General features: G+C 62.2%; 23 protein-coding genes and 1 tRNA gene. 10 read left to right on the forward strand and 14 right to left on the reverse strand.

Features of this window, described 5'->3' with window-relative positions; genetic code table 11:
• Positions 1-35 precede the first annotated feature (35 nt).
• Complete coding sequence (epsC, locus tag LDN85_RS12785; RefSeq protein ID WP_026542360.1) at positions 36-620, forward strand: serine O-acetyltransferase EpsC; 585 nt, start codon at positions 36-38, stop codon at positions 618-620.
• Here the strand turns inward: epsC and LDN85_RS12790 are convergent.
• Both LDN85_RS12790 and gndA read right to left on the reverse strand, forming a co-directional pair.
• Positions 617-1,456: an oxidoreductase gene (locus tag LDN85_RS12790; RefSeq protein ID WP_223943242.1), complete on the reverse strand. Its 840-nt coding sequence runs from the start codon at positions 1,454-1,456 to the stop codon at positions 617-619. The two genes, epsC and LDN85_RS12790, sit on opposite strands and share 4 nt — an antisense overlap.
• Before the next feature lie 163 nt (positions 1,457-1,619).
• Complete coding sequence (gene gndA, locus LDN85_RS12795) at positions 1,620-3,056, reverse strand: NADP-dependent phosphogluconate dehydrogenase (protein ID WP_014922062.1); 1,437 nt, start codon at positions 3,054-3,056, stop codon at positions 1,620-1,622.
• Between the two features lie 251 nt (positions 3,057-3,307).
• Between gndA and LDN85_RS12800 the strand changes: the two genes are divergently transcribed.
• Positions 3,308-4,036 carry an FCD domain-containing protein gene (locus tag LDN85_RS12800; protein ID WP_223943243.1) on the forward strand — a complete coding sequence of 243 codons (729 nt, stop codon included), beginning with the start codon at positions 3,308-3,310 and terminating at the stop codon, positions 4,034-4,036.
• A gap of 3 nt (positions 4,037-4,039) precedes the next feature.
• On the opposite strand, the gene LDN85_RS12805 is transcribed toward LDN85_RS12800, so the two are convergent.
• Genes LDN85_RS12805 through LDN85_RS12815 form a run of 3 tightly spaced genes read right to left on the reverse strand, consistent with a single transcriptional unit; the run spans position 4,040 to position 6,800 of the window.
• Positions 4,040-5,086, reverse strand: coding sequence for an L-idonate 5-dehydrogenase (locus LDN85_RS12805; protein WP_223943244.1), 1,047 nt, complete (start codon positions 5,084-5,086; stop codon positions 4,040-4,042).
• The gene (locus tag LDN85_RS12810) at positions 5,086-5,856 is read right to left on the reverse strand and encodes an SDR family oxidoreductase (protein WP_223943245.1); all 771 of its coding nucleotides are present in this window, start codon (positions 5,854-5,856) and stop codon (positions 5,086-5,088) included. Before LDN85_RS12810 ends, LDN85_RS12805 begins: the two co-directional genes overlap by 1 nt.
• A 32-nt stretch (positions 5,857-5,888) precedes the next feature.
• Positions 5,889-6,800, reverse strand: coding sequence for an NAD(P)-dependent oxidoreductase (locus tag LDN85_RS12815; RefSeq protein WP_223943246.1), 912 nt, complete (start codon positions 6,798-6,800; stop codon positions 5,889-5,891).
• A gap of 70 nt (positions 6,801-6,870) precedes the next feature.
• Between LDN85_RS12815 and LDN85_RS12820 the strand changes: the two genes are divergently transcribed.
• Positions 6,871-7,938: a D-2-hydroxyacid dehydrogenase gene (locus tag LDN85_RS12820; protein WP_223943247.1), complete on the forward strand. Its 1,068-nt coding sequence runs from the start codon at positions 6,871-6,873 to the stop codon at positions 7,936-7,938.
• A gap of 100 nt (positions 7,939-8,038) precedes the next feature.
• Positions 8,039-8,542: a hypothetical protein gene (locus tag LDN85_RS12825; protein ID WP_223943248.1), complete on the forward strand. Its 504-nt coding sequence runs from the start codon at positions 8,039-8,041 to the stop codon at positions 8,540-8,542.
• Between the two features lie 108 nt (positions 8,543-8,650).
• Here LDN85_RS12825 and LDN85_RS12830 read toward each other — a convergent pair whose 3' ends face one another.
• The 7 genes from LDN85_RS12830 to LDN85_RS12860 form a co-directional block, all read right to left on the reverse strand.
• Positions 8,651-10,009 carry an MFS transporter gene (locus tag LDN85_RS12830; protein WP_223943249.1) on the reverse strand — a complete coding sequence of 453 codons (1,359 nt, stop codon included), beginning with the start codon at positions 10,007-10,009 and terminating at the stop codon, positions 8,651-8,653.
• Positions 10,010-10,184: 175 nt separating this feature from the next.
• Positions 10,185-10,979: an IclR family transcriptional regulator gene (locus LDN85_RS12835; protein WP_026542351.1), complete on the reverse strand. Its 795-nt coding sequence runs from the start codon at positions 10,977-10,979 to the stop codon at positions 10,185-10,187.
• Positions 10,980-11,211: 232 nt separating this feature from the next.
• On the reverse strand, positions 11,212-11,502 hold the full coding sequence (locus LDN85_RS12840; RefSeq protein ID WP_035761159.1) for a hypothetical protein: 291 nt from the start codon (positions 11,500-11,502) through the stop codon (positions 11,212-11,214).
• Between the two features lie 119 nt (positions 11,503-11,621).
• Positions 11,622-11,694, reverse strand: a tRNA-Val gene (locus tag LDN85_RS12845).
• Positions 11,695-11,749: 55 nt separating this feature from the next.
• On the reverse strand, positions 11,750-12,706 hold the full coding sequence (locus tag LDN85_RS12850; protein WP_223943250.1) for an NAD-dependent protein deacetylase: 957 nt from the start codon (positions 12,704-12,706) through the stop codon (positions 11,750-11,752).
• On the reverse strand, positions 12,703-13,206 hold the full coding sequence (locus tag LDN85_RS12855; RefSeq protein WP_223943251.1) for a peroxiredoxin: 504 nt from the start codon (positions 13,204-13,206) through the stop codon (positions 12,703-12,705). Before LDN85_RS12855 ends, LDN85_RS12850 begins: the two co-directional genes overlap by 4 nt.
• Positions 13,203-13,622 carry a DUF3052 domain-containing protein gene (locus LDN85_RS12860; RefSeq protein ID WP_026542347.1) on the reverse strand — a complete coding sequence of 140 codons (420 nt, stop codon included), beginning with the start codon at positions 13,620-13,622 and terminating at the stop codon, positions 13,203-13,205. The genes LDN85_RS12855 and LDN85_RS12860 overlap by 4 nt, the downstream gene beginning before the upstream one ends.
• A 381-nt stretch (positions 13,623-14,003) precedes the next feature.
• Here LDN85_RS12860 and aceE point away from each other — a divergent pair, with 381 nt between their 5' ends.
• From aceE to LDN85_RS12890, 6 genes are all read left to right on the forward strand, one after another.
• Positions 14,004-16,805: a pyruvate dehydrogenase (acetyl-transferring), homodimeric type gene (gene aceE / locus LDN85_RS12865; RefSeq protein WP_223943252.1), complete on the forward strand. Its 2,802-nt coding sequence runs from the start codon at positions 14,004-14,006 to the stop codon at positions 16,803-16,805.
• 255 nt (positions 16,806-17,060) lie between these two features.
• Positions 17,061-18,305, forward strand: a complete 1,245-nt coding sequence (locus LDN85_RS12870) for a helix-turn-helix domain-containing protein (RefSeq protein ID WP_026540277.1) — start codon at positions 17,061-17,063, stop codon at positions 18,303-18,305.
• Between the two features lie 88 nt (positions 18,306-18,393).
• Complete coding sequence (locus tag LDN85_RS12875) at positions 18,394-19,323, forward strand: ACP S-malonyltransferase (RefSeq protein ID WP_223943253.1); 930 nt, start codon at positions 18,394-18,396, stop codon at positions 19,321-19,323.
• Positions 19,320-20,381 carry a beta-ketoacyl-ACP synthase III gene (locus LDN85_RS12880; protein WP_026540275.1) on the forward strand — a complete coding sequence of 354 codons (1,062 nt, stop codon included), beginning with the start codon at positions 19,320-19,322 and terminating at the stop codon, positions 20,379-20,381. Before LDN85_RS12875 ends, LDN85_RS12880 begins: the two co-directional genes overlap by 4 nt.
• A gap of 118 nt (positions 20,382-20,499) precedes the next feature.
• Positions 20,500-20,745 (forward strand): acyl carrier protein, encoded by a 246-nt coding sequence (locus tag LDN85_RS12885; RefSeq protein WP_011692310.1) that lies wholly within the window; start codon positions 20,500-20,502, stop codon positions 20,743-20,745.
• Between the two features lie 132 nt (positions 20,746-20,877).
• The gene (locus LDN85_RS12890) at positions 20,878-22,113 is read left to right on the forward strand and encodes a beta-ketoacyl-[acyl-carrier-protein] synthase II (protein WP_026540274.1); all 1,236 of its coding nucleotides are present in this window, start codon (positions 20,878-20,880) and stop codon (positions 22,111-22,113) included.
• A gap of 137 nt (positions 22,114-22,250) precedes the next feature.
• Here the strand turns inward: LDN85_RS12890 and LDN85_RS12895 are convergent, their stop codons facing one another.
• The gene (locus LDN85_RS12895) at positions 22,251-22,754 is read right to left on the reverse strand and encodes a DUF3145 domain-containing protein (RefSeq protein WP_026005636.1); all 504 of its coding nucleotides are present in this window, start codon (positions 22,752-22,754) and stop codon (positions 22,251-22,253) included.
• 238 nt (positions 22,755-22,992) lie between these two features.
• Positions 22,993-23,919 (reverse strand): tyrosine recombinase XerC, encoded by a 927-nt coding sequence (locus LDN85_RS12900; RefSeq protein WP_223943254.1) that lies wholly within the window; start codon positions 23,917-23,919, stop codon positions 22,993-22,995.
• Positions 23,920-23,926: the final 7 nt, after the last annotated feature.

Genomic DNA, 23,926 nt, shown 5'->3' on the forward strand with positions numbered 1-23,926 from the left:
GCCTGCATTCCTTCATTTCCTGTAGAAAGGTCTTTGTGAGCTTCTTCGCAAGGCTTAAGGAAGACCTCGACGCCGCCCGGTCACACGACCCGGCGGCTCGAGGATCTTTTGAGAACTTTTTCGCATACTCCGGCCTGCACGCCATCTGGGCCCACCGGGTAACGCACCGGCTGTGGCAGAACCCGGCGCTTCGTTTTCCGGCGCGCTTGATCTCCCAGCTGGCCAGGTTCATGACGGGTATCGAAATCCATCCTGGTGCCACCATTGGCCGCAGGTTCTTCATCGACCACGGCATGGGTGTGGTGATCGGGGAAACCGCCGAAATCGGCGAAGACGTGATGATCTACCACGGTGTAACGCTGGGCGGACGATCACTGGCCAAAGTCAAGCGGCATCCCACCATCGGGGACCGTGTCACCATCGGCGCCGGGGCGAAGGTGCTTGGCCCTATCACCATCGGGGCCGGCAGCGCGATCGGCGCCAATGCCGTGGTAGTCAAGGACGCGCCTCCGGAGTCCATCATCACCGGCATTCCGGCCACGTGGCGGCACCGCGATGCCCGGTCAGAAACGAAGCCGGCCGTGGACCCGGCAGAGTATTACATCGAGTACCGGATCTAGCCAGCGAGCCTTCTGTAGAAATTCCAGAAGACGGCATCGAAGGCCCGGTCCGGAAGGATCCTTCGCAGCGCCAGGACGCTCCAGGCTCCCCTGCCCACCGGGTAGCGGGTCCTGGGGCGTTTTGCCGTTGCGGCCCGGACGATCACATTTGCAACAACCCGTGCCGGTGTGGACAAGATGTGGCCTTCACCTGCGGTCGACGCCAGCGCAGCGGCAACAACATGGGCTTGCTGCTGGTAGGGCCCGTCGCCGGACGTGGCCAGCAGCCCCTCCCCCGCAATGGTGCCCCATTCACTCTTGGTCCCGGATGGTTCGATGATCACGACGTCGATGCCGAACGGCTTCAGTTCCAGGCGCAGTGAATCACTCATACCCTCCACGGCGAACTTGGTTGCGTGATACCAGGCCCCCAGCGGTTCATATATTTTTCCACCGATTGACGTCACGTTGATGATCCGGCCTGCACGTGCCTTGCGCATTGCAGGGAGCACGAGTTGGGTCATTCTTGCCAGGCCCATGACGTTGACCTCGAACTGACGCCTCCCCTCGGCCAACGGGACTTCTTCAAGTGAGCCATAGGAGCCGTAACCGGCATTGTTGACCAGCACGTCAAGGTGCCCATGGGCCGCTTCGATGAATGCCACTGCCGACGCCATTGATTCTTCCGATTGGACATCCAAGGACAACACCGTGATGCCGCGGCTGGCCAGCGGCTCCATTTTATCGACCCGTCGAGCGCCGGCGTAGACCGTGAATCCTGCGGCCCGGAGGGCGATCGCGGTGTCGAAACCGATTCCTGTGGATGCGCCAGTGACGAGCGCAACGCGTGATGCCATCACGGCTCTCCTTCTGTTCGGGTACGGCTGGGTTGTTCAGGTTCGGCAGGGCTGTTCAGCAACGGCAGGGCTGTTCAGGAACGGCTGGGCAGTTCAGATACGGCAAAGGCCGGCCCACCCCAGCGTAACTGGGGTGGGCCGGCCTTTGACGGTGAACGCGATGCTAGTGGGTGTCGACTGCCGAGATTTCGGACTTGTCTTCGCCCCAGAGCGTGTGGAACGTGCCCTCGGTGTCCACGCGGCCGTAGGTGTGGGCACCAAAGAGGTCGCGCTGGCCCTGGATCAGGGCAGCAGCGACGCGCTTGCGGCGCAGGCCGTCATAGTAGGCCAGGGAGGAGGAGAACACCGGTACGGGGATGCCCAGCTGAACTGCCGTGGCTACCACGCGGCGCCACGCCGGGAGTGCCTCGGCGATGGCCTTGGTGAAGGCCGGTGCGAACAGCAGGTTTGCGGGCTTCTCCTCGGCTGCGTAGGCCTTGGTGATGTCCTTGAGCAGCTCTGCACGGATGATGCAGCCGGCACGCCAGAGCGAAGCGATTTCATCCAGCTTGAGGTCCCAGCCGTACTCCTTGGCAGCGGAGGTCAGCATGTCCAGGCCCTGGGCGTAGGAGACCAGCTTGGAGGCGTAGAGTGCCTGGCGGACGTCCTCGACGAAAGTCTCGGGGATTTCCACGGAGGCTTCTTCGCCGGCGAGCAGTTCCTGGCCAAGCTTGCGCTGCTCGGTCTGGGACGAGAGTGCGCGGGCGAAGACGGACTCGGCGATGCCGGAGACCGGGGAACCAAGTTCCAGGGCGGAAATGACCGTCCAGCGGCCCGTGCCCTTCTGGCCTGCAGCATCGACCACGACGTCCACGAACGGCTTGCCCGTCTTGGCGTCAACGTGGCCCAGGACCTCGGCAGAGATTTCGATCAGGAAGGAGGACAGATCGCCCTTGTTCCATTCAGCGAAGATCTTGGACTGCTCGGCGGGCTCGATGCCGGCGCCGGAGCGGAGGAGGTCGAATGCTTCACCGATGACCTGCATGTCGGCGTATTCGATGCCATTGTGGACCATCTTGACGAAGTGGCCGGCGCCGTCGGTGCCGATCCATGCGCAGCAGGGTTCGCCGTCGACCTTTGCCGAAATCTTTTCCAGCAGCGGACCGAGGGCGTCGTAGGACTCACGCGAGCCGCCGGGCATGATGGACGGGCCGTTCAAGGCACCTTCTTCGCCACCGGACACACCGACGCCTACGAAGTGCAGGTCCTTCTTGGCCAGCGCGGCTTCGCGACGGCGGGTGTCTTCGTAGTGGGAGTTACCGGCATCAATGATGATGTCACCGGCTTCGAGCAGCGGTTCGAGTTGCTCGATTACGTTGTCCACCGGAGCGCCGGCCTTAACCATGATGAGGACGCGGCGGGGCTTTTCGAGCGAGTCGACGAGTTCCTGCAGGGTTTCGGTGCGGATGAAGTCGCCGTCGGTGCCGTGCTTTTCGAGCAGGGCGTCAGTCTTTTCAACGGAGCGGTTGTGAAGAGCCACGGTGAAGCCGTTGCGGGCGAGGTTGCGGGCCAGGTTGGCGCCCATCACCGCAAGGCCGGTGACACCGATGTGTGCTGACATCAAAACTCCAATTCGTTCGTGTGCAAACAGTTCCGCGCACCCTCCGGGGCATGCAGGAAGCGATTTCAAAACCAGGGGCTGTAATAAACCATACGTATTAAAACCGTGGGCGGGAAAGCGGTGCCCACGTTGTGGAAGCTCCCCGCGTCATAAACAGTCTATGACGCGCGCCGGATCCGGCTCCGGCAAGGACGGGCATGTGACGCCGGATCCTGCACGCGCGCGCTCTCCGCGCCATTATGCTTACCTCTATGTCAACCAGCCTCCACCACCGCGCCGTCGAGCACCTGGGAACCCGGATTGTCGGCGGCGCCTTGCCTGCCGGCCATGTGATGTTGGCGGAGCACCTGGAAGACGAACTCAAGGTCTCCCGCTCGGTAGTCCGTGAAGCTGTCCGCGTTTTGCAATCGCTCGGCCTCGTGGAGACCATCAAGCGGGTGGGCATCAGGGTCCTTCCTGCCCACCGCTGGAATCCGTTCGACCCCTTGGTCATTCGTTGGCGGCTGGCCGGCGAGGGGCGGGGCGCCCAGCTGCGATCACTCGCGGAGCTGCGTTCCGCCGTCGAGCCTGTAGCCGCCGAACTGGCCGCAGGCAATGCACCGGAGAGCCTCCGTCAGGAGCTGGTGCAGATATCCCTGGCCATGAAGGAAGCCGGCGATGCCGGCGACATGGCAACGTTCCTGGACCTCGATATCCGTTTCCACGCCCTGGTGCTGTCGGGTTCAGGCAATGAGATGTTCGCCAACCTCATTGGCCAGGTCACCGAGACGCTCACCGGCCGTACGGTGCACGGCCTCATGCCCGAGCATCCCCAGAAGCAGGCACTCCAATGGCACATGGACGTCGCCCACGCCATCGACGCCGGTGACGGCCCGGTAGCGCGCGACGCCGCAGCCAGGATCATGCGGCAGACCATTGCGGAGCTGGCACCCAGTTGGGATGACCAGCCCCGCGTATTCGTCCCCGTCTCCAGGAACTGACAGCTAGCCGAAGTTCAACAGGACCTTTCCGGACTCCGCGGAGTTCCTGGCCACCTCAAAGGCCTCCAGGCCGTGGGCGAGGTCGAATTCGTGGGTCACAACAGGGTCCACAAACAACGAGCCGTCCGCCAAAGCTGTAATAACGTGGTCAATTTCGTCGTTGAAACGGAACGAGCCAAGGAGTTCCAGCTCGCGGGTAATGGCAAGGGAGATAAAAACCGGCTGCGGGCCTGAGGGCAGGAGGCCAACCATCACCACTTTTCCTCCACGGGTGGCACCCTTGATGGCCGAGGCGAGACCGAAGTGGCTTCCCGAGGATTCGATGACGACGTCGGCATCCACCGCCGCAATGGCCTCGGCTTGGTCGCCCTTGAGGACCTCGTCGGCGCCAACAGCACGGGCAATCTCCAATGGTTTGTCATGCATGTCCACGGCGACGATCCTGGCCGCGCCGGCGCGCTTGAGGACGGCGACGGCGAGCGCACCGATGGGGCCGCTGCCGATGACCAGGGCCGACTTTCCGGCGACGTCTCCGGCGCGGGAGACGGCATGCCAGGCGACGCTGGCGGGCTCCACCAGCGCGGCAGTACGGAGGTCAAGGTTTGCCGGCAGCGGGCGGAGCATCCTGGAGGGCAGGTTGGCGTAGCGGCTGAATGCGCCGTCGGTATGCGGATGCCGGGCAGCACTGCCCAGGTACGTGCAGCCCGGCGAGAGGTTGGGCCGGTCCTCCGGATATCTGGCATCACCGGCCGCCGGAGTCGCGGGGTGGACGGCCACCGGAGTACCCGCGGCGGGGCCCGAACCATCCGCTGCCTGCTGAAGCACTGTTCCCACAATCTCGTGTCCAAGGACCATGGGATCTTTGAGGATCGATTCTCCTGCGGCGCCATGCAACCAGTAGTGGAGGTCCGAGCCACAGATGCCGCCGTACGCGATCTCAACGATCGCCTCGGCGGGTCCTGGGGCAGTGAGCGGAATATCCTCGATGCGGAGATCGCCTTTGCCGTGGGCCACCACAGCGGGGCCGGAAGCCGGAAGAGTGATGCCCATCAGACCACCACCGTCATTCCGCCGTCGACGAAGATCGTCTGGCCGTTGACAAAGTTGGATGCCTGCGATGAGAGCCACACCACTGGTCCGGCGAGATCAGCCACTGTTCCCCAGCGGTTGGCAGGGGTGCGGCCAAGGATCCAGGAGTTGAAGTCGGGATCGTCCACCAGGTTCTGCGTCATTTCTGTGTGGATGTACCCCGGTGCTATGCCGTTGATCTGCAGGCCGGAGGCGGCCCATTCAGCCGTCATGGCGCGGGTCAGGTTCCGCAGCCCGCCCTTGGCGGCAACATAGGGGGCGATGGTGGGACGGGCCAGGTCCGTCTGGACCGAACAGATATTGATGATCTTTCCCCGTCCCCGGGGAATCATATGCCTGGCAGCTTCCCTGCCTACCAGGAAAGCGCTGGTCAGGTCCGTGGTGATGACCCGGTCCCAGTCCTTGACGTCCAAATCCAGTATGGGGACGCGGTGCTGGATTCCTGCGTTGTTCACCAGGATCTCCAACGGGCCGACGTTCTGTTCTATCCAGGCAACGCCCTCAGCGGCGGAGGTGGCGTCCGTGACGTCGAAGGCGCGGCTGTGCACCTGGGCGGCGGGATAGTCGGCAGCCATGGCTGCGTGGGCAGCTTCCAGCCGTTCCGGGTTGATGCCGTTCAACACCACCGTGGCCCCGGCATCGGCCAATCCCCTGGCCAGGGCATTGCCTATTCCCCTGCTTGAGCCTGTCACCAAGGCAACCCGCCCGGTCAGATCAAAAGGTCCAGTCATGTTTGCTCTTCATTCCTTTGTCGTTGCGCCGTTTAGTTGATGTTGGACGAAACTTGGTTTTCGCCGCTCAGGTTTGCGATGGTTTGACGAACCACTGAAAGGTCCTGGTCGCCCAGGCCCTGGCGTTTGAGTTCGGCGTAGAGGTCAAGGGCTGCGCTCGCCAAGGGAACGGCCGAGCCAACGGCTGCCGCGCTGCCCAGGACAAAGCCAAGATCCTTATGCATGAACTTGGCGGGGCCGGTGGGCGCATAGTCCTTGGCGGCCAGGCGGGGGCCAACGTTGTCCAGCACCCGGCTGCCGGCCAGCCCTCCGGACAGGACGTCAAAGAGGGCCTGCACATCCATGCCGGAGCGTTCGGCGAGCTCGGCCGCTTCGGCAAGTGCCGCCGTCGTGGTTCCGACAATCAGTTGGTTGCAGGCTTTGGCAAGCGAACCCGCCCCGAGGGGGCCCATCCTCCGGACAGTGGTTCCCATGGCACGAAGCAGCGGCAACAGGTCCTGGAATTGGGGTTCGGAGCCGCCCACCATGATGGCCAGGGTTCCGCTTTCCGCACCAGCCGTACCGCCACTGACCGGGGCGTCCACCACTGCCGCGTTGCCGTGGCTTGCCTGGTGTACGGCCTCCCCGAACTGCTGGACCCCTGTTGGCGAGACGCTGCTCATGATGACGACGGCGGTACCCGGCTTGGGCGGTTCGTTCCGCCATGATTCAAGCAGGTCCACAGCAGCTTCTTCGATGAAGGGAAGGTCGGGAAGCATGAAGATCATCGCCTCTTCGTCGCGCAGTGCAGCAACGCTTTCCGCCCGCCCAACGTTGGGGAGGTTGTCAAAGGCGGCCGGAGAGCGGTTCCAGGCGGTGATGTTCCATCCGGCTTGGGCGATGTTGGCGGCCATGGGCGCTCCCATGAGTCCCAGGCCCACGAAGCCCACACGTTTGCTGATCACTGCAGGTAACACCTCACTTCTTTGTGGTTCATCTTCAGGAAACTGTTCAATATCCTAGCCTCCATTCAGTATGATGAACACTATGACGACTGATGAACTTACCATCGCCATCGCTGTGCCGCTCGAAGCAGAGCACGTAGAGCTGATCCGCGCTGTAGATCCCTCCGTAACAGTTCTCTACGATCCCGAACTGCTCCCTCCGGAGCGCTTCCCGGCCGATCATGCCGGCGACCCCGCTTTCAAGCGGACGCCCGAGCAGGAGGAACGCTACTGGGCCATGCTGAACCGGGCCCAGGTTCTTTACGGCTTCCCCAACGAAAGCCCCGCCGGCCTGGCGCGCATCGCTGTGGAGAACCCGCACCTGGCGTGGATCCACGCCATGGCCGCAGGAGCCGGTGGAGCGGTCAAGGCTTCAGGCCTGGATACCGAAACCCTGCAGAAGTTCCACGTCACCACCTCAGCCGGAGTCCATGCACTTCCGTTGGCCGAGTTCTCCGCGTTCGGCATCCTCAGCGGTTTCAAGCGCAGCGCAGAGATGACACAGGACCAGGCAGCCAAATCCTGGCCCGAGCTGCGCACCCCCACCAAGTTGGCCAATGGCTCCAAACTGGTCATTGCCGGCCTGGGGGAAATCGGGATGGAAACAGCACGGATTGCGCGCGCCCTCGGGATGAAGGTCAGCGGCACCAAACGCAACGTCGGGGCCATCGAGGGCATTGATGAGGTCACCGATAACGACGGCCTGCCCGGATTGCTCGCCGACGCCGATGCTGTGGTGAACACCCTTCCCGGCACCCCCTACACGGAGAAGCTGTTCAATAACGACATCTTCAACGCCATGAAGCCCGGAACAGTATTCGTCAATGTGGGTCGCGGAACGGTGGTGGACGAGGACGCCCTGCTTGAAGCACTGGACAACGGACAGGTTTCCTATGCCTGCCTGGACGTCTTTGCCGTCGAACCACTCCCCCAGGACAGTCCCCTGTGGAGCCACCCCAAGGTCCTGGTGTCCCCGCACACTTCCGCCCTGAGCGCCGCCGAGAACCGCCTCATCGCGGAACGGTTCTGCAGCAACCTTCGTACCTTCCTGGCCGGCGGCGAACTGCCCCACCTGGTGGACCCCATCCACTTCTACTAATCCTCGGTTCGCCCACGGGCTTACGTAAGTTCAGTGCAAAGGCACGGCCATGGCAGTTTTGGCCGTGCCTTTGTTGTATCGGACGGCGTAGCATCGCCACATGAACGCCTCGGAGATCCCGCAACGCACTGTGGTGCGCTTCTTTCCGGACTACGGGGATACGGCGCTCTGGCTTGATGTTCCCATCGAGTACTCCCTCACCGGGTTTACGGAGGAACTGGTGCATGAACTCCGGGACTGGGAACAGTTCTACTACGATTCCTTGACTCGGGACTTTACCTGGAAGTCAACGGAAAGAGCTGCCAAGTACACCGTAGAAGGTCAGCGCCTGGCCCAGCGGGTGGCGGACGAACTAGGCGACGGCTACGAAGTTGAATTCAAGCCCTACGGGGATAGCGCGCAGGCACGCCGATTCCATGGGACGAAGGCGCCCAACGCCACCGCCGTTGCTGCCTTCGACGCCCTTGCAGCTGCGGCACAGGCAGAGAAGGAGAGAGCCTTCCAGGCCCTTGCCGCCCGCGCGCCCGGTGAAGGTACGGGATGGTTCGCCACCGCTCCCCTTTCGGGCAAGGTATTCAGGCCGACGCGGGCCGAACCGGAATAGGACGTTGAAAGCAACCTGGACGACAACAGCGCGGCACTCTCCGAGTGGAGGGTGCCGCGCTGCTGTTGTGCCGGACGCAGTTGTGCCGGACGCAGTTGTGCCGGGACGCTACTTGGCGTCTTCTGTGCTGACGAGGTCGCGGCCCGCCGTCTCCGGGGTGAAGAACGTGGTGACGAAGGAAATGAGCGCCAGGACCAGTGAGTAGATAGCCAACACCAGCCACGAGTGGTTGGTCGCTGCCAACATCAGCGCACCCAGCAGTGGTGCGAGGCCACCAGCCAGGACGGCTGAGATCTCGCGGCTCATTGCCACACCGGTAAAGCGGTACTGGGAGCCGAAGAGTTCCGGAAGCAGCGCACACTGGGGGCCGAGCATTGACTGGACACCGATAGCGATGCCCACAGCCATGACAACCCATACGAGGGTGACGTTGCCCAAAGTGACCAAGTAGAAGGCAGGAACAGCAATGATTGCCTGGAAGAGTGCGCCGTAACGGTACACCTGAACACGGCCGTACTTATCGGACAGTGCACCGAACGTCACCACCAGGACTGCAGCAAAGCCTGCGGCGATCAACAGGCCCACAGGACCAATCGAGTTGTTTCCGGCAAAGACACCGGCGGGCATGCTCATGAATGACACCAGCAACGCCGAGTAGATGGACGAGTTGCCGTTTTCTCCCATACGGAGCCCAATGCCCAGGAGCACATTCTTCTTGGAGTGCTTCCACAGCGCACCGATCGGGTTCTTGACCACGTTCTTGTGCTTTTCCAACTCCTGGAAGGCAGGAGTCTCCTTGAGCTTGAGGCGGATGAAGATGGCCACAGCAATCAGGATGAAGCTTGCCAGGAACGGTACGCGCCACAGCCAACCTTGCAGGACTTCCTTGTCAGCCATGGCGATCAAGGCAAACGTCCCCGCGCCCAGAAGGGTTCCCAACTGGATGCCCACGAATGGCAACGAGGCGAAGAACCCACGACGACGACGCGGAGCTACCTCGGAGATCAGCGTGGTGGCGCCTGCCTGCTCGGCGCCGGCACCGAGTCCCTGGATGATTCGCAACGTCACCAGCAGCACAGCGCCGAGCATTCCGGCCTGCTCGAAGGTGGGCAGCAACCCAATGGCGAAGCTTGCTGTACCCATCAAAGCGATGGTCAGGATCAGAACCATCTTCCGGCCGAACCGGTCCCCGATGTAGCCAAAGATCAACCCACCAAAGGGGCGGGCGGCGAAACCGACACCATATGTGGCGAAGGAGGCGATCAAAGCACCGTCCGGGCCGAGAGGCGAAAAGAACAATGGGCCAAAAATCAGCGCGGAAGCCAGACCATAAATGTAGAAGTCGTAGTACTCCAAGGCTGAACCAACCGAACTGGCCAAGGTAGCCCGGCGCAGCTGTTCCGGCGCAACCACAGCATCGTCAGCCTCAGCTGCAATCTGTGCATTAGTACGAGTTATCACAAGCACTCCCTCAAAATCACCCCAGGCCCCCGTTGGCCCGGCGAGATAGTGATGGCATAACCGCCAAGATCACTATGATGAACAGCGTACAGCTTGTTGAACCAACTGCCAAGGTTGTAATCAGATTTAATCTGATGGAGTTGATTGAGTGCTTGAGTTGAGTGAGTTGATTGACCAGCCGCTACCCCATGGGATTGCCCAGCGAGCGGGCCAACTCCTTGAGCTCTTTAACCATCAATGCCCCTTGCTCCTGGGAATAGGTCGCCTTCAGGGCAGTTACCGACAACCCCAGGCTTGGGCCGTGGGCACCGTGCGTTGGTACGGGCACTGCCAGGCAAACCACGCCTACCGTGGACTCTTCGTCTTCGAACGCGAATCCCTGCTTCCGGATGTCGGCTATCTGTGATTTGAGCTCTTCAGTGGTTCGCAGAGAATTGGGGGTCATCACCGGAAGTTCCATGCCATCAGGGAACATGGTCTCAATGTCGTGATCATGCAGCTGTGCCAGGAGGGCTTTTCCTACACTGCACAGGGACACAGGCATCTTGTCACCGATGTTGGACGTCAGCCTCACTGCCGGGTGCCCCTCGTACCGGGCCAGGTAGATCACGTGGTCGCCATCGAGCATGGCGATGCGCACCGTCTCGCCGGAAAGCGTCGGGGCCTGCTCACAGTACTTGTAGAACTCCTGAACTTCATCGAGGCGGCTAAGGTAGGCCGCCCCGAGCTCCACCAGCTTCCGCCCCAAGGCAAAGTCTCCGCCCTGGCGGGTGATCAGGCGGGCTTCCTCCAATGCCAGCAAGAGATTGGACGTGGATGATTTGGGGATGCCGAGTTCACGGGAAAGGTCGCTCAGCGTCAGCCGCCCTGATGAAGATCCCGCCAGAGCGTCAAGCACTGCGGCTGCGCGGGTCACGGCCGGCGCCGGCGACGAAGCGCCCAGCCCTTCAGAACGGGTGGTGCGGGAATCTGCCATGATTCTCCTTCGTCAGAACTCTCATTACGTTCAATCAGCTGAACACTTCCCATCATAGTGGCAGGGCCGTGGCAGAATCGGCCTCTTCACGTACGATCAGCTGCGGGGCCGGGCATATGGCCATGCCCGGCTTTTCAAACCCAAAAGTTCGCTGTATATTCATTTTCGAGCTCTCCACCGCGGCATCCCCCAATAGTCGTGGTGGAGAGCTCATCCATTTCCCCGCGGAAAGCTAGGCCGCGGCCACTTCTTCGCCCCGGAGGCTCCAGCCCCCACCTGCACCGTCCCGCACCAGTTCCCATGTAGCGATGCCGGACCGCACATTGTTTCCCAAACGGACCTGGACTTGCCAGACCTCCACATCCACGCGGCCTTGTCCCCTCGGCATCCGCCGTGATTGCTCCCACCAGGGAATGCGCTCAAACCAACGCACGGGCTCCACGACGATCTGCCACTCCCGGCTTCCCCTGACGACCACAACCGGTGTTCCTTGCGCGCTGCTGCGGATATACACGTGCTCCATGGAGAGGACACTAAGAGCGGGCCCTGACATTATGTCCCTGGACGGGCCACTGCGGCCCGGGAATACAAAAACCCCGCCAATCCCAGCCGCAAGGCCTGGATTGACGGGGTTTCACTTTGTGGGTCCTACCGGGATCGAACCGATGACATCCACGGTGTAAACGTGGCGCTCTACCAGCTGAGCTAAAGACCCATCTTGCGGCTTCAGTGCCTTAGCGCTTCAACCAACGAACAATGACTCTACATGATCAATTGGGAGAAATGCCAATCGGCGAATTCCCGCTGGGAAGGTCAGGCAGGTTCCGGGCCAGATAGTCCAAGGCCCCGCTGACTCCAAGCTCGAGTTTCATCGTGGCGAAGTCATCGCCCCGGGTGGTTCCGCGGTTGATGATGAGCACAGGTTTCCCGGCCTTTGCTGCATGGCGCACAAAGCGCAACCCGCTCTGGACCGTCAGCGATGATCCCGCCACGAGGAGCGCCTCAGCTTGATCCACCATGGCATAGGCGCGCTCCACCCGGTCCTTGGGCACGTTTTCGCCAAAATAGACGAAATCTGGCTTGAGCGTCCCCCCGCACCGGGGGCAGACAGCCATGACAAATGACGTGATCAGCTCCGGATCCTCAACTGTGGCATCAGCATCCGGGGCCATTTCCACGAGCCCGGACTCCATCGCGGCTTCAAGGAACCCGGGATTAATCTCCTCCAGGATGGCTGCAATGAGCCCCCTGCTGAAGGTGTGCCCGTTCTCCAAACAAACCACCTGATCAAAACGGCCGTGCAAATCCACCACGTTGACGCTGCCCGCGTCCTCGTGAAGCCTGTCCACGTTTTGGGTAATGAGGCCGGTCATCAGTCCCCTGCGCTCCATCAGAGCCACTGCCGCATGTCCTGCGTTGGGGTCCGCGTGCCTCAAATGGGACCATCCCAGATGGTTCCGGGCCCAATAGCGCCTCCGGTTGGCTTCACTGCCGATGAACTCCTGGAAGGTCATGGGATTACGGGGCGCAGAACCAGGACCTCGATAATCCGGGATGCCGGAGTCGGTGCTCAGTCCGGCGCCAGTCAGGACAGCTAGACGCTTTCCCGCAATAATTCCTGCGGCTTGCCTGACGGCAGTGACTTCCCCGGGATCCAGTTGAGACACCGGCGCGGGAGCCATGCTGGCAAAACCTGTCATGCCGACTCCGGGCCGGTGGTCAGTCATGCTCCGTGCCCGTCCAGCGCCGCGAGTGCTTGGCGGTACTCAGCCAAGTCCCTCGCCTGGCCGCGTGGATTGACAACGACGTAGCGAATGATGCCTTCGGCATCGATGATGAACGTTCCCCTCAACGCCATGCCACTGACGTCGTCGAAAACTCCGTACGTCCGGGCTACAGCACCATGAGGCCAAAAATCGGCCAACAGGTCAAAGCCATAGCTTTCCTGTTGGGCATAAGCGCGAAGGGTGAACTTGCTGTCTACTGAGACCGCAAGAACCACGGCGTTCGAATCTTCGAACGCCGCAATGTTGTCGCGGATCTCACATAGTTCACCCGTGCAGATGCCTGAGAATGCGAAGGGGTAAAACACCACGACTACATTCCTGCCCCGATAATTGGACAGTCGGACAGGCTCACCGAATTGGTTGACCAACTCGAAGTCCGGGGCAGGTTGGCCCGGCTGCGGTGTCACCGCTGGAGCCGGGGCCAGTCGGACATCGATCACTTGTTCTTCTTCGGCACCAGTCGGGTGGCACTCCAGTCTTTCGACACCCCTGCGGAGGTAGTCAGGTGCAGCCCGGACGTGGGGGCCGCGTCCTGGATGTCAGCCGGGGAAACATAGTTGTCTCGGCCTGATTTAGGGGTCAGTACCCAGACAACCCCGCCTTCCTTCAGTGTCGTGAGCGAATCCATCAGGGCATCAACCAGATCACCGTCGCCATCCCGCCACCAAAAGACAACGGCATCTACTACGTCGTGGTCGTCTTCATCCAGCAGCTCAGAGCCCGTGACATCTTCAATGTCGTCACGCAAGTCGAAGTCGACGTCGTCGTCGTAGCCGCGCTCCTGAATCAGATCCCCATCTTTGAAACCCATTCGTTCCGCCACATTTACCGATGTGGCGGCGTCGGCCTCGCTCACGTTTCCTCCTTTTGAAGTGACTTCCATTACTAACAGCCAACACCCTTTGGGCGTGTGCTTCAAGCCATTGTCCCTGCCGCAGGCCACATTCCGCACTACCGGGGGCGTTTCGGGGCTTTGACAACCACGTGCTTTCGGTCACGCGGGCCGCCGAAATGTGACATACAACGCCCCTCGGGGCCCACGGCTACGCATCGCAGGGCAGTGAAAGCTAGAGTGGCCATGAGCGCTCTGGCTGCAGGGCGATCGCCCCGATGAATTCTACTGGGCAGCCAAGCGCTCACAAGACCTGCCCGGCGCATCCGACCGGGCTGTTGAAACCGAGATGTCGCACACGACGCGTTCACGACGGGCAGATACCCTGCCAGACCTGAGGCGCCGATGCATGCGCCTAAAGGAAGGTTGGACGTGGCTGCAGGAGAAGAGACCTCACACATCCTCAGCGGGTTGACTGCCCAGCTGCCTGATCGTGATCCGGAAGAGACCGCTGAGTGGATTGAGTCCCTTGATGCGTTGATCGCGGAGCAGGGTACCGAGCGTGCCCAGTACATTATGCGTTCGTTGTTGCAGCGTGCCGGCGCGAGGTCGGTGGGTGTGCCGATGGTGACGACCACTGATTATGTGAACACGATCCCGGTGGACCAGGAAGCAGAGTTCCCGGGTAACGAGGAGTTCGAGCGCCGGTACCGGGCGTATATGCGGTGGAACGCCGCGGTCATGGTCCACCGTGCGCAGCGGGCTGATATTGGTGTGGGCGGGCATATCTCCACTTATGCCGGTGCCGCGACCCTGTACGAGGTGGGGTTCAACCACTTCTTCCGCGGCAAGGACCACCCCAGTGGCGGGGACCAGGTGTTCTTCCAGGGCCACGCTTCCCCTGGCATGTACGCCCGCGCGTTCATGGAAGGCCGTCTCACGGAAGAGGATTTGGACGGGTTCCGGCAGGAAAAGTCCAAGGCCGGCCATGCCCTGTCCTCGTACCCGCACCCGCGGTTGATGCATGATTTCTGGGAATTCCCGACCGTGTCGATGGGTATCGGCCCGATGAACGCGATCTACCAGGCCCAGTCCAACCGGTACCTGCAGAACCGTGGCATCAAGGACACCTCGGACCAGCAGGTCTGGGCGTTCCTCGGTGACGGGGAAATGGACGAGCCCGAGTCCCGTGGCTTGCTCCAGCTCGCCGCGAACGAGAACCTGGACAACCTGAACTTCGTGATCAACTGCAACCTCCAGCGCCTGGACGGACCGGTCCGCGGCAACGGCAAAATCATGCAGGAACTCGAAGCGTTCTTCCGCGGCGCGGGCTGGAACGTGATCAAGGTCGTCTGGGGCCGCGAATGGGACCACCTCCTGGAAGCGGACAAAGACGGGGCGTTGGTGAAGATCATGAACGAAACCCCCGATGGTGACTACCAGACCTACAAGGCCGAGTCCGGCGGGTTCGTCCGTGAACACTTCTTCGGTAAATCCCCGCAGACCAAGGACATGGTCGCGGACTTGGACGACGAACAGATCTGGGGCCTCAAACGAGGCGGCCACGACTACCGCAAGGTCTACGCCGCCTACAAGGCAGCGACCGAGTTCAAGGGCAAACCCACGGTCATCCTGGCCAAAACCGTCAAGGGCTACGGCCTGGGCCCGCACTTCGAGGGCCGCAACGCCACGCACCAGATGAAGAAACTGACCATGGAAGACCTCAAAGCCTTCCGTGACCACCTCCGCATCCCCATCAGCGATGAACAACTCGACGCTGACCTCTACCGGCCCCCGTACTACCACCCCGGCATGGACGCCCCGGAAATCAAATACCTCATGGACCGCCGGGCAGAACTTGGCGGGTTCGTCCCCGAACGCCGCCGCAAACACACCCCCGTGACCCTGCCCGAAGCGAAGTCCTACGAAGTAGCCAAACGCGGATCCGGCAAACAACAAGCCGCGACCACCATGGCCTTCGTCCGGCTCCTGAAGGACCTCATGCGGGACAAAAACTTCGGCGCACGCTTCGTGCCCGTCGTCCCGGACGAATCACGGACCTTCGGCATGGACGCGTTCTTCCCGACCGCGAAAATCTACAACCCCAAAGGCCAGAACTACCTCTCCGTGGACCGCGACCTCGTCCTGGCCTACAAAGAATCACCCGCCGGACAACTGATCCACCCCGGCATCAACGAAGCCGGAGCCGTCGCAGCCTTCACCGCCGCCGGCACCGCCTACGCCACCCACGGCGAACCCCTGGTCCCGATCTACGTGTTCTACTCCATGTTCGGCTTCCAACGCACCGGCGATTCCTTCTGGGCCGCAGCAGACCAAATGACCCGCGGCTTCATCATCGGCGCCACCGCAGGACGGACCACCCTCACCGGCGAAGGACTCCAACACGCCGACGGACACTCCCCCATCCTGGCCTCCACCAACCCCGCCGTGAAAACCTACGACCCCGCCTACGGCTACGAAATCGGCCACATCATCCGCCACGGCCTCGAAGAAATGTACGGCGAAAACAACACAGACGGCACCGGTGAAGACCGTAACGTGATGTACTACCTCACCGTCTACAACGAACCCATCACCCAACCCGCGGAACCGGAAAACCTCGACATCAACGGGCTCCTCAAAGGCATCTACCGCCTCGCCGAAGCCCCCACCGGAGACGGGAACAACAGCAACCGGCCCACCGCGAACATCCTCGCCTCCGGCGTGTCCGTACCCTGGGCACTCGAAGCCGCCCGGATCCTCAACGACGACTGGGGAGTCGCCGCCACCGTCTACTCCGTGACCTCCTGGAACGAACTCCGACGCGACGGACTCGCCGCCGAAGAACACGCCTTCCTGAACCCCGGCCAACCCGCCCGCACCCCGTTCATCACCGAACAACTCGCAGGCACCACCGGACCAGTCATCGCAGTCTCGGACTACATGAAAGCCGTCCCCGACCAAATCCGCCAATTCATCCCCAACGACTTCGCCTCCCTCGGAGCAGACGGCTTCGGCTTCTCCGACACCCGCCAAGCCGCACGCCGCTACTTCAAAAACGACACCCACTCCATCGTCGCCAAAACCCTCCAACTCCTCGCCGCCAAGGGAGAAGTTGAAGAAGGTGCCCTGGAAAAGGCCATCGAGAAGTACCGGCTCCTGGATGTAAATGCCGGCACCACCGGCGGTGCAGGCGGAGACGCCTAACAACTGCAGGCAGCACCACCCGCAGGCGAACCCCGGGACATAGTCCGGCAGCGGGGAATGCCAGCACCAACGCAACGGCGGCTTCCACCGAAAGGTGGCAGCCGCCGTCGTGGTTTAACCATGTGGTGATGGTTCAGCCAGGCAGCGCGACGCAAACATGGCCGAAGACGGCTCCCGCACCTGTGATCAGCAACAACGCGAGTTGTAGCCTTCTCACAAATGGAGCTTGTCCGGGATGGGCCGTATGCTCATTCCATGGCAGAGCCGAGCAAAACCACCACCAAGCGCAAGGCAGCAACCCAGGCGTTGTCGCCGGAAAAGGCCGAAACTCTGCGTCAACTCCGTGCCAACGTGGGCCAATTGTCCACCAGCACCATGCGGCAGCTCGAGAAGTCATTGCCTTGGTACAGCCGTTTGAGCTCCGATGAACGCTCGGCGTTGGGTCTGGTGGCACAGAACGGCATCGCGGCGTTTGTGACCTGGTATGAGCGGCCCAGCTCGCCTTCATGGATCCTTACCGATGTGTTCGGCAATGCCCCGACCGAACTGACCCGCTCCATCAGCCTGCAAAAGGCGTTGCAGTTGATCCGCATCGTGGTCGAAGTGGTGGAGGACCAGGTTCCGGTGATCGCCCCGGAATCCGATCAGCCCTCACTGCGTGAAGCGGTCCTGCGGTATTCGCGGGAGGTGGCTTTTGCTGCCGCGGACGTCTACGCCCGGGCTGCCGAGTCCCGGGGCTCCTGGGATACCCGCTTGGAGGCACTGATCGTGGACGCCATCCTTCGTGGTGAGAACACCGATGCCTTGCGGTCAAGGATCGCCGCATTGGGGTGGAAAGCCCAGGAGCGGTTCACGGTGATGGTGGGCAACTCGCCGTCGGAACCCAGTGCCAGCTACGTCAGTGAACTGCGGCGCACCGCCGGACGTTTTGCCGAGGACGCCCTGGTGGGTATTCAGGGTGACCGACTCATCCTGATCCTTGGCGGCGTCCAGGACCGCGATACTGCCTACCTCAAACTCAGCGAACTTTTCGCCCCGGGCGCTGTGGTCTACGGCCCTGAGGCCGGGTCCCTGCTGGAGGCCAGCAGCTCTGCCCAAGCGGCATTCGCGGGCCTCACTGCCGCCCGCGCCTGGCCCTCCGCCCCGCGACCCGTTGCCGCCGACGACCTGCTTCCCGAGCGCGTTGTCTCCGGTGACGACGCGGCACGCAGGTCCTTGATCAAGAATATTTACCGTCCCTTGCTGGCCGCCTCAAATGGCCTGGTGGAGACCTTGGGGACCTACCTTGAACTGGGCCACTCCCTGGAAGCCACGGCACGTGAACTGTTCGTCCATGCCAACACTGTGCGTTACCGTTTGAAGCGTGTGTGCGACGTCACGGGCTGGGATCCACTCCTTCCCAGGGAGGCTTTTGTGCTCCAAACCGCCTTGGTAGTAGGACGGCTTTCGGCCCAACCGAAAGCCGCTGCCGAGCGTCATGCGTCGCGTTCACAGAACTGAACCGTTGTAGACTTCCTACAAACTGACCCAGTGAGCTTGGTGTACCAAAACACCAGTGGATCACGTGGCAATTTGGAAAGCTGGATACGTGCTTGCAATCGTCTGCCCTGGACAGGGCTCCCAGACCCCCGGATTTTTGGCCCCTTGGCTGGAACTCCCCTCCGTCGAAGGCCAACTGGCCAACCTGAGCGAGATCGCAGGCATTGACCTCAAGGCCCACGGCACCACCTCTGATGAAGAAACCATCAAGGACACTGCGGTGGCCCAGCCACTGATCGTTGCGGCCGGACTCGTTGCTGCCACGTCGCTGTTCGACGTCGAACTCAGCACCCTGCCGGTGATCCTCGCCGGCCACTCGGTCGGCGAAATCACCGCTTCGGCTCTGGCCGGTGTCCTGACGGAAGCGGAGGCCATGACTTTCGTGCGGGAACGCGCCAACAGCATGGCTGCTGCCGCCGCGGTCACCCCCACGGGCATGAGTGCAGTGGTGGGCGGAGACCCCGCTGAAGTATTGGCAGCCATCGAAGCCACTGGCGCAACGCCGGCAAATGTCAACGGAGCCGGACAAACCGTCGCAGCAGGTACCTTCGACCAGCTCAAGGCACTTGCCGAAAATCCCCCGGCCAAGGCCCGCGTGATTCCGCTCAAGGTTGCAGGCGCCTTCCACACCGCCCACATGGCACCTGCAGTCAGCGCACTTGAAGCCCTCAAACCCTCGCTTTCGCCCCAGAACCCCACGGTTCCACTGCTGTCAAACCACGACGGCCAGGAAGTCACAGCCGGGCCAGCCGCCGTCGACAGCCTGATCGCCCAGGTTTCCCGCCCGGTCCGCTGGGACAAGTGCATGGAGACAATGGTGGGACGCGGCGTCACCGGCGTCATCGAACTCGCCCCTGCCGGCACCCTGACCGGCCTTGCCAAGCGCGGCATGCCCGGAGTCAAGACCGTCGCCGTCAAAACCCCGGATGACCTGTCCGCGGCCCTGGCGCTCTTCGCAGAATTGGAGGGACAGGCATGAGCACTCCCGTGCTGAACAAAACTGTTGTCAACGAGAATGCGCGCATCCTCGGCATAGGCGCCTACCGTCCCGATGTCATCGTCACCAACGAAGACGTCTGCCAGTGGATCGATTCCTCGGATGAGTGGATCCGCCAGCGCACCGGCATCATTACCCGCCACCGCGCTGCTGCCGACATCAGCGTGATCGACATGGCTGAAGGCGCTGCGCGGGAGGCACTCCAGCAAGCTGGAATCGAAGCGTCCCAACTCGGCGCCGTGATTGTCTCCACCGTGACACACCCTTACGCCACTCCCTCGGCTGCTGCGGCCCTCACCGAACGTTTGGGCGCGACGCCGGCACCTGCCTACGACATCTCGGCCGCCTGTGCGGGATACTGCTACGGCGTTGCCCAGGCCGACGCCCTGGTGCGTTCCGGCGCAGCCCAGTACGTCCTGGTTGTCGGCGCGGAAAAGCTCTCCGATGTCATCGACAACCATGAACGCACCATCTCATTCCTCCTCGGCGACGGCGCAGGCGCCGTTGTGGTCGGTCCGTCCGACACACCGGGCATCGGCCCTTCGGTATGGGGCTCGGACGGCAGCAAATGGGACGCCATCGGCATGACCCACTCCCTCGAAGACGTCAAGAAACTGGGCGAATCCGCAAGGCATTCTGACGAAATCGACGATCCCGCCATTCTTTCGGCCACCCAGGATGTTTGGCCGACACTCCGGCAAGATGGCCAGACCGTGTTCCGCTGGGCAGTTTGGGAAATGGCCAAGGTCGCCCAGCAGGCGCTCGACGCAGCCGGAATTGAAGCCAGCGACCTCGCGGCCTTCGTTCCGCACCAGGCGAACATGAGGATCATCGACGAGATGGTCAAGAAGCTCAAGCTTCCCGAATCCGTTGTCATCGGCCGTGACATCGCCCAGGCAGGCAACACGTCCGCGGCGTCCATCCCGTTGGCAACGCACCGCTTGCTTCAGGAGAACCCTGGGCTAAGCGGCGGCCTGGCCCTTCAGATCGGGTTCGGCGCCGGGCTGGTCTTCGGTGCCCAAGTAGTGGTTCTGCCGTAGACCGGGAATCATCCCGGGTTCTCACCAGCCAACTGAATACGACTTACAAACCCAAACCGCAACCCGCGGTTTGCCCCCTTTCCGGCAGTAGCCGGTACAACAAGAAAAGGAGCCAACAATGGCTAGCAACGAAGAAATCCTGGCCGGCCTGGCTGAAATCGTCAACGAAGAGACGGGCCTCGCCACCGAAGCCGTAGAGCTCGACAAGTCCTTCACCGAGGACCTGGACATCGACTCCATCTCCATGATGACCATCGTTGTCAACGCTGAAGAGAAGTTCGGCGTACGCATCCCGGACGAAGAGGTCAAGAACCTCAAGACCGTCGGCGACGCCGTCAGCTTCATCGCCAACGCACAGGCCTAGTCCTGACACCAGCTGTGCCGGGCCGGGATCTCCATCCTTCGCGCCCGGCACAGCCGCAGTAACACCCAAAGATTTTTTTGCCTCCCCTTGTAATGCTTCAGGCGGGACGGCTATCCGACAGAGAGTGATCGCATGGCACGCAAAGTAGTCATAACCGGTCTGGGGGCCACCACTCCCATCGGCGGCGACGTACCCACAATGTGGCAGAACGCGCTGAAAGGGGTCTCCGGTGCCCGCACACTCGGCGACGAGTGGGTGGCCAAGTATGACCTCCCCGTCCACTTTGCTGCCCGGTGCTCGACGCCGGCACTTGAGGTCCTGAGCCGCGTAGAGGCAAAGCGCATGGACCCCTCAACGCAGTTTGGCGTGATCGCTGCCCGCGAGGCGTGGTCTGACTCCGGCCTTGAAGACATTGACCACGACCGGCTGGCAGTAGCCTTTGCTACCGGCATCGGCGGCGTATGGACGCTCCTTGATGCGTGGGACACGCTCAGGGAAAAGGGTCCGCGCAGGGTCTTGCCCATGACCGTTCCCATGCTCATGCCCAACGGTGTAGCAGCGGCGGTCAGCCTGGACCTCGGAGCCCGTGCGGGAGCCCACACCCCGGTGTCGGCCTGCGCCTCCGGAACTGAAGCCCTTCACCTGGGCCTTGACCTGATCCGCTCGGGCAAAGCAGACGTTGTGGTGTGCGGTGGCGCCGAGGCTGCCATCCACCCGATGCCCATGGCTGCGTTCTCCTCCATGCAGGCCTTGTCCCGCCGCAACGACGAACCGGAGCGTGCCTCCCGCCCGTACGACATCGACCGCGACGGCTTTGTCATGGGTGAAGGCGCCGGCGCGCTGGTCCTCGAGGCCGAGGAACACGCCCTTGCCCGTGGCGCCCGGATCTACGCCGAACTGGCTGGAACGTCCGTTACCGCGGATGCCTACCACATCACCGCCCCGGACCCCGAAGGGCTTGGTGCCACCCGGGCGCTGAAGGCTGCCATGTTCGATGGCCGCATCCAGGCCGAAGACGTCGTCCACGTCAACGCCCATGCAACGTCCACTCCGGTGGGCGACAAACCTGAGTACACGGCCCTGCGTGCCGCTCTGGGAACTCATGTGGACAATGTGGCGGTCTCCGCTACCAAGTCGCAGATGGGCCACCTCTTGGGCGCATCAGGGGCTGTTGAAGCGGTGCTGACCGTGCTCGCCGTCTACGAGCGCAAGGCACCGGTGACCATCAACCTTGAAAACCAGGATCCTGAGATCCCCCTCGACGTCGTGACGTCCGTCCGTGATCTTCCGTCCGGTGACATCGTGGCGCTGAGCAACTCCTTTGGCTTCGGCGGACACAATGCCGTCATCGCAGTCAGGAACGTCTAAGCGTCGGTTGCCTGCGGGCATTGACTAAGTGAGACGTGAAAAGGGCCCCACCATCCGGTGGGGCCCTTTTCGTTGCTATGGAAATTGCCGGCGTCGAACACTTCAGCGAAGCTGCCGGCCTCAGCTGCGGCGGCGTTCTAGCCGACCTGGTGCAGCCAGCGGACGGGAGCGCCTTCTGCGGCGTGCCGGAACGGTTCAAGTTCCTCGTCCCAGGCTTCACCCAGCGCCAGGGACAACTCATGGTAGACAGCCGAGGGGTCCCCTGCACCTGATTCGTAGGCATAACGGATGCGGTCCTCGGTGACCATGATGTTGCCATGGACATCCGTGACGGCGTGGAAAATTCCGAGCTCCGGGGTGTGGGACCAACGGGCTCCGTCCACTCCCTGGCTCGGTTCTTCGGTTACCTCGTAGCGCAGATGCGCCCAACCCCGAAGGGCTGATGCCAACTGCGCCCCGGTACCGGGAGTCCCGGTCCACGACAACTCTGCCCGGAACATTCCAGGCGCGGCAGGTTGAGGGGTCCACTCAAGATCGGTCCGCTTGTCTACGACCGATCCGATGGCCCACTCAACGTGCGGGCAGAGTGCCGTAGGGGCCGAGTGCACAAACAGGACACCGCGGGTTGTTGCAACAGACATTCCATCCTCCATAGCTGTAGGTACGTCTTCCCCAACGACCTCTGCCTGGATGTTTGCTGTTGCTGCCGGATGCCAAGTGACTCTTGCAGGCCCTGACAGGCTATTGAATTGTGTGAAGCACTACTGACGATCTTGGCACAGGGGTAACCCTCAACTGTGAATTGAAGGTTTCCCCGTGGTGCTCTTATTTTGCCGTACGGCGCCCGTTTCCGCCAGTGCGCTGCTTCGGCGATCGTACTTACGCCCTGGGATGCGCTTGCTGGTAACTCTTCCGCAACCTGTCCACCGACACGTGAGTGTAAATCTGCGTGGTTGCCAGGCTGCTGTGTCCAAGAATTTCCTGCACGGCACGCAGGTCCGCTCCCCCATCCAAAAGGTGGGTAGCTGCGCTGTGCCTCAGTGCGTGCGGTCCTGTGGCCGAAGTGTCGCCCAAAGCCTGCAGCAGTTCGCTGACCACGGCCCGGATCTGGCGTGGATCAACCCGGTTTCCCCGCACTCCCAAAAAGAGTGCCGGTCCGCTGTGAGAGGTAACCACTGCGGGGCGTCCCCGGCGAAGCCAGTCATCGATTGCCACAGCTGCGGGAACCCCGTAGGGGACAGTCCGTTCCTTGTTTCCCTTGCCCAGAACCCGGAGTGTCCGCCGGTCAGGGTCCAGATCATCGACATCCAAGCCGGCAAGCTCGCCGACTCGAACTCCGGTGGCGTAGAGGAGTTCCACCATGGCCCTGTTTCTCACTGCCATGGGGCCGCCGTCTGCCGCTGCAGCGTTAAGGTCATCAACTATCCGGGTCACCTGCTGCTGCTGGAGGACGCCGGGCAAGGACTTGTCCCGCTTGGGTGCCTGAAGACGGACCGCGGGGTCCACGGCAATGAGCTCCTCCCGCAATGCCCACGCGGTGAAAGACCTGGCCGTAGCTGCCCGCCGGGCCAACGTGGCCCTTGCCAATCCCGCTTCACTCTGTGCGCCAAGCCAGCGCCGCAGCGAGCCCAATTCCACTTGGCCGAGCTCTTCGATGCCCTCCTGCACGGCAAATCCCAGGAGGCTCTCTACATCGGCAAGGTAGGCGCGTACTGTGTGCGCAGACCTCGCCCTTTCGCCTTCCAGATATCGGCGAAAGCCCTCCATTGCGCTGAGCATCGATGCTGGCAGTGATTGTCCGTCCACTTACCCC

Origin of the sequence: Arthrobacter sp. StoSoilB20 (assembly GCF_019977295.1) — a bacterium.
Lineage (GTDB): Bacteria > Actinomycetota > Actinomycetes > Actinomycetales > Micrococcaceae > Arthrobacter > Arthrobacter nicotinovorans_A.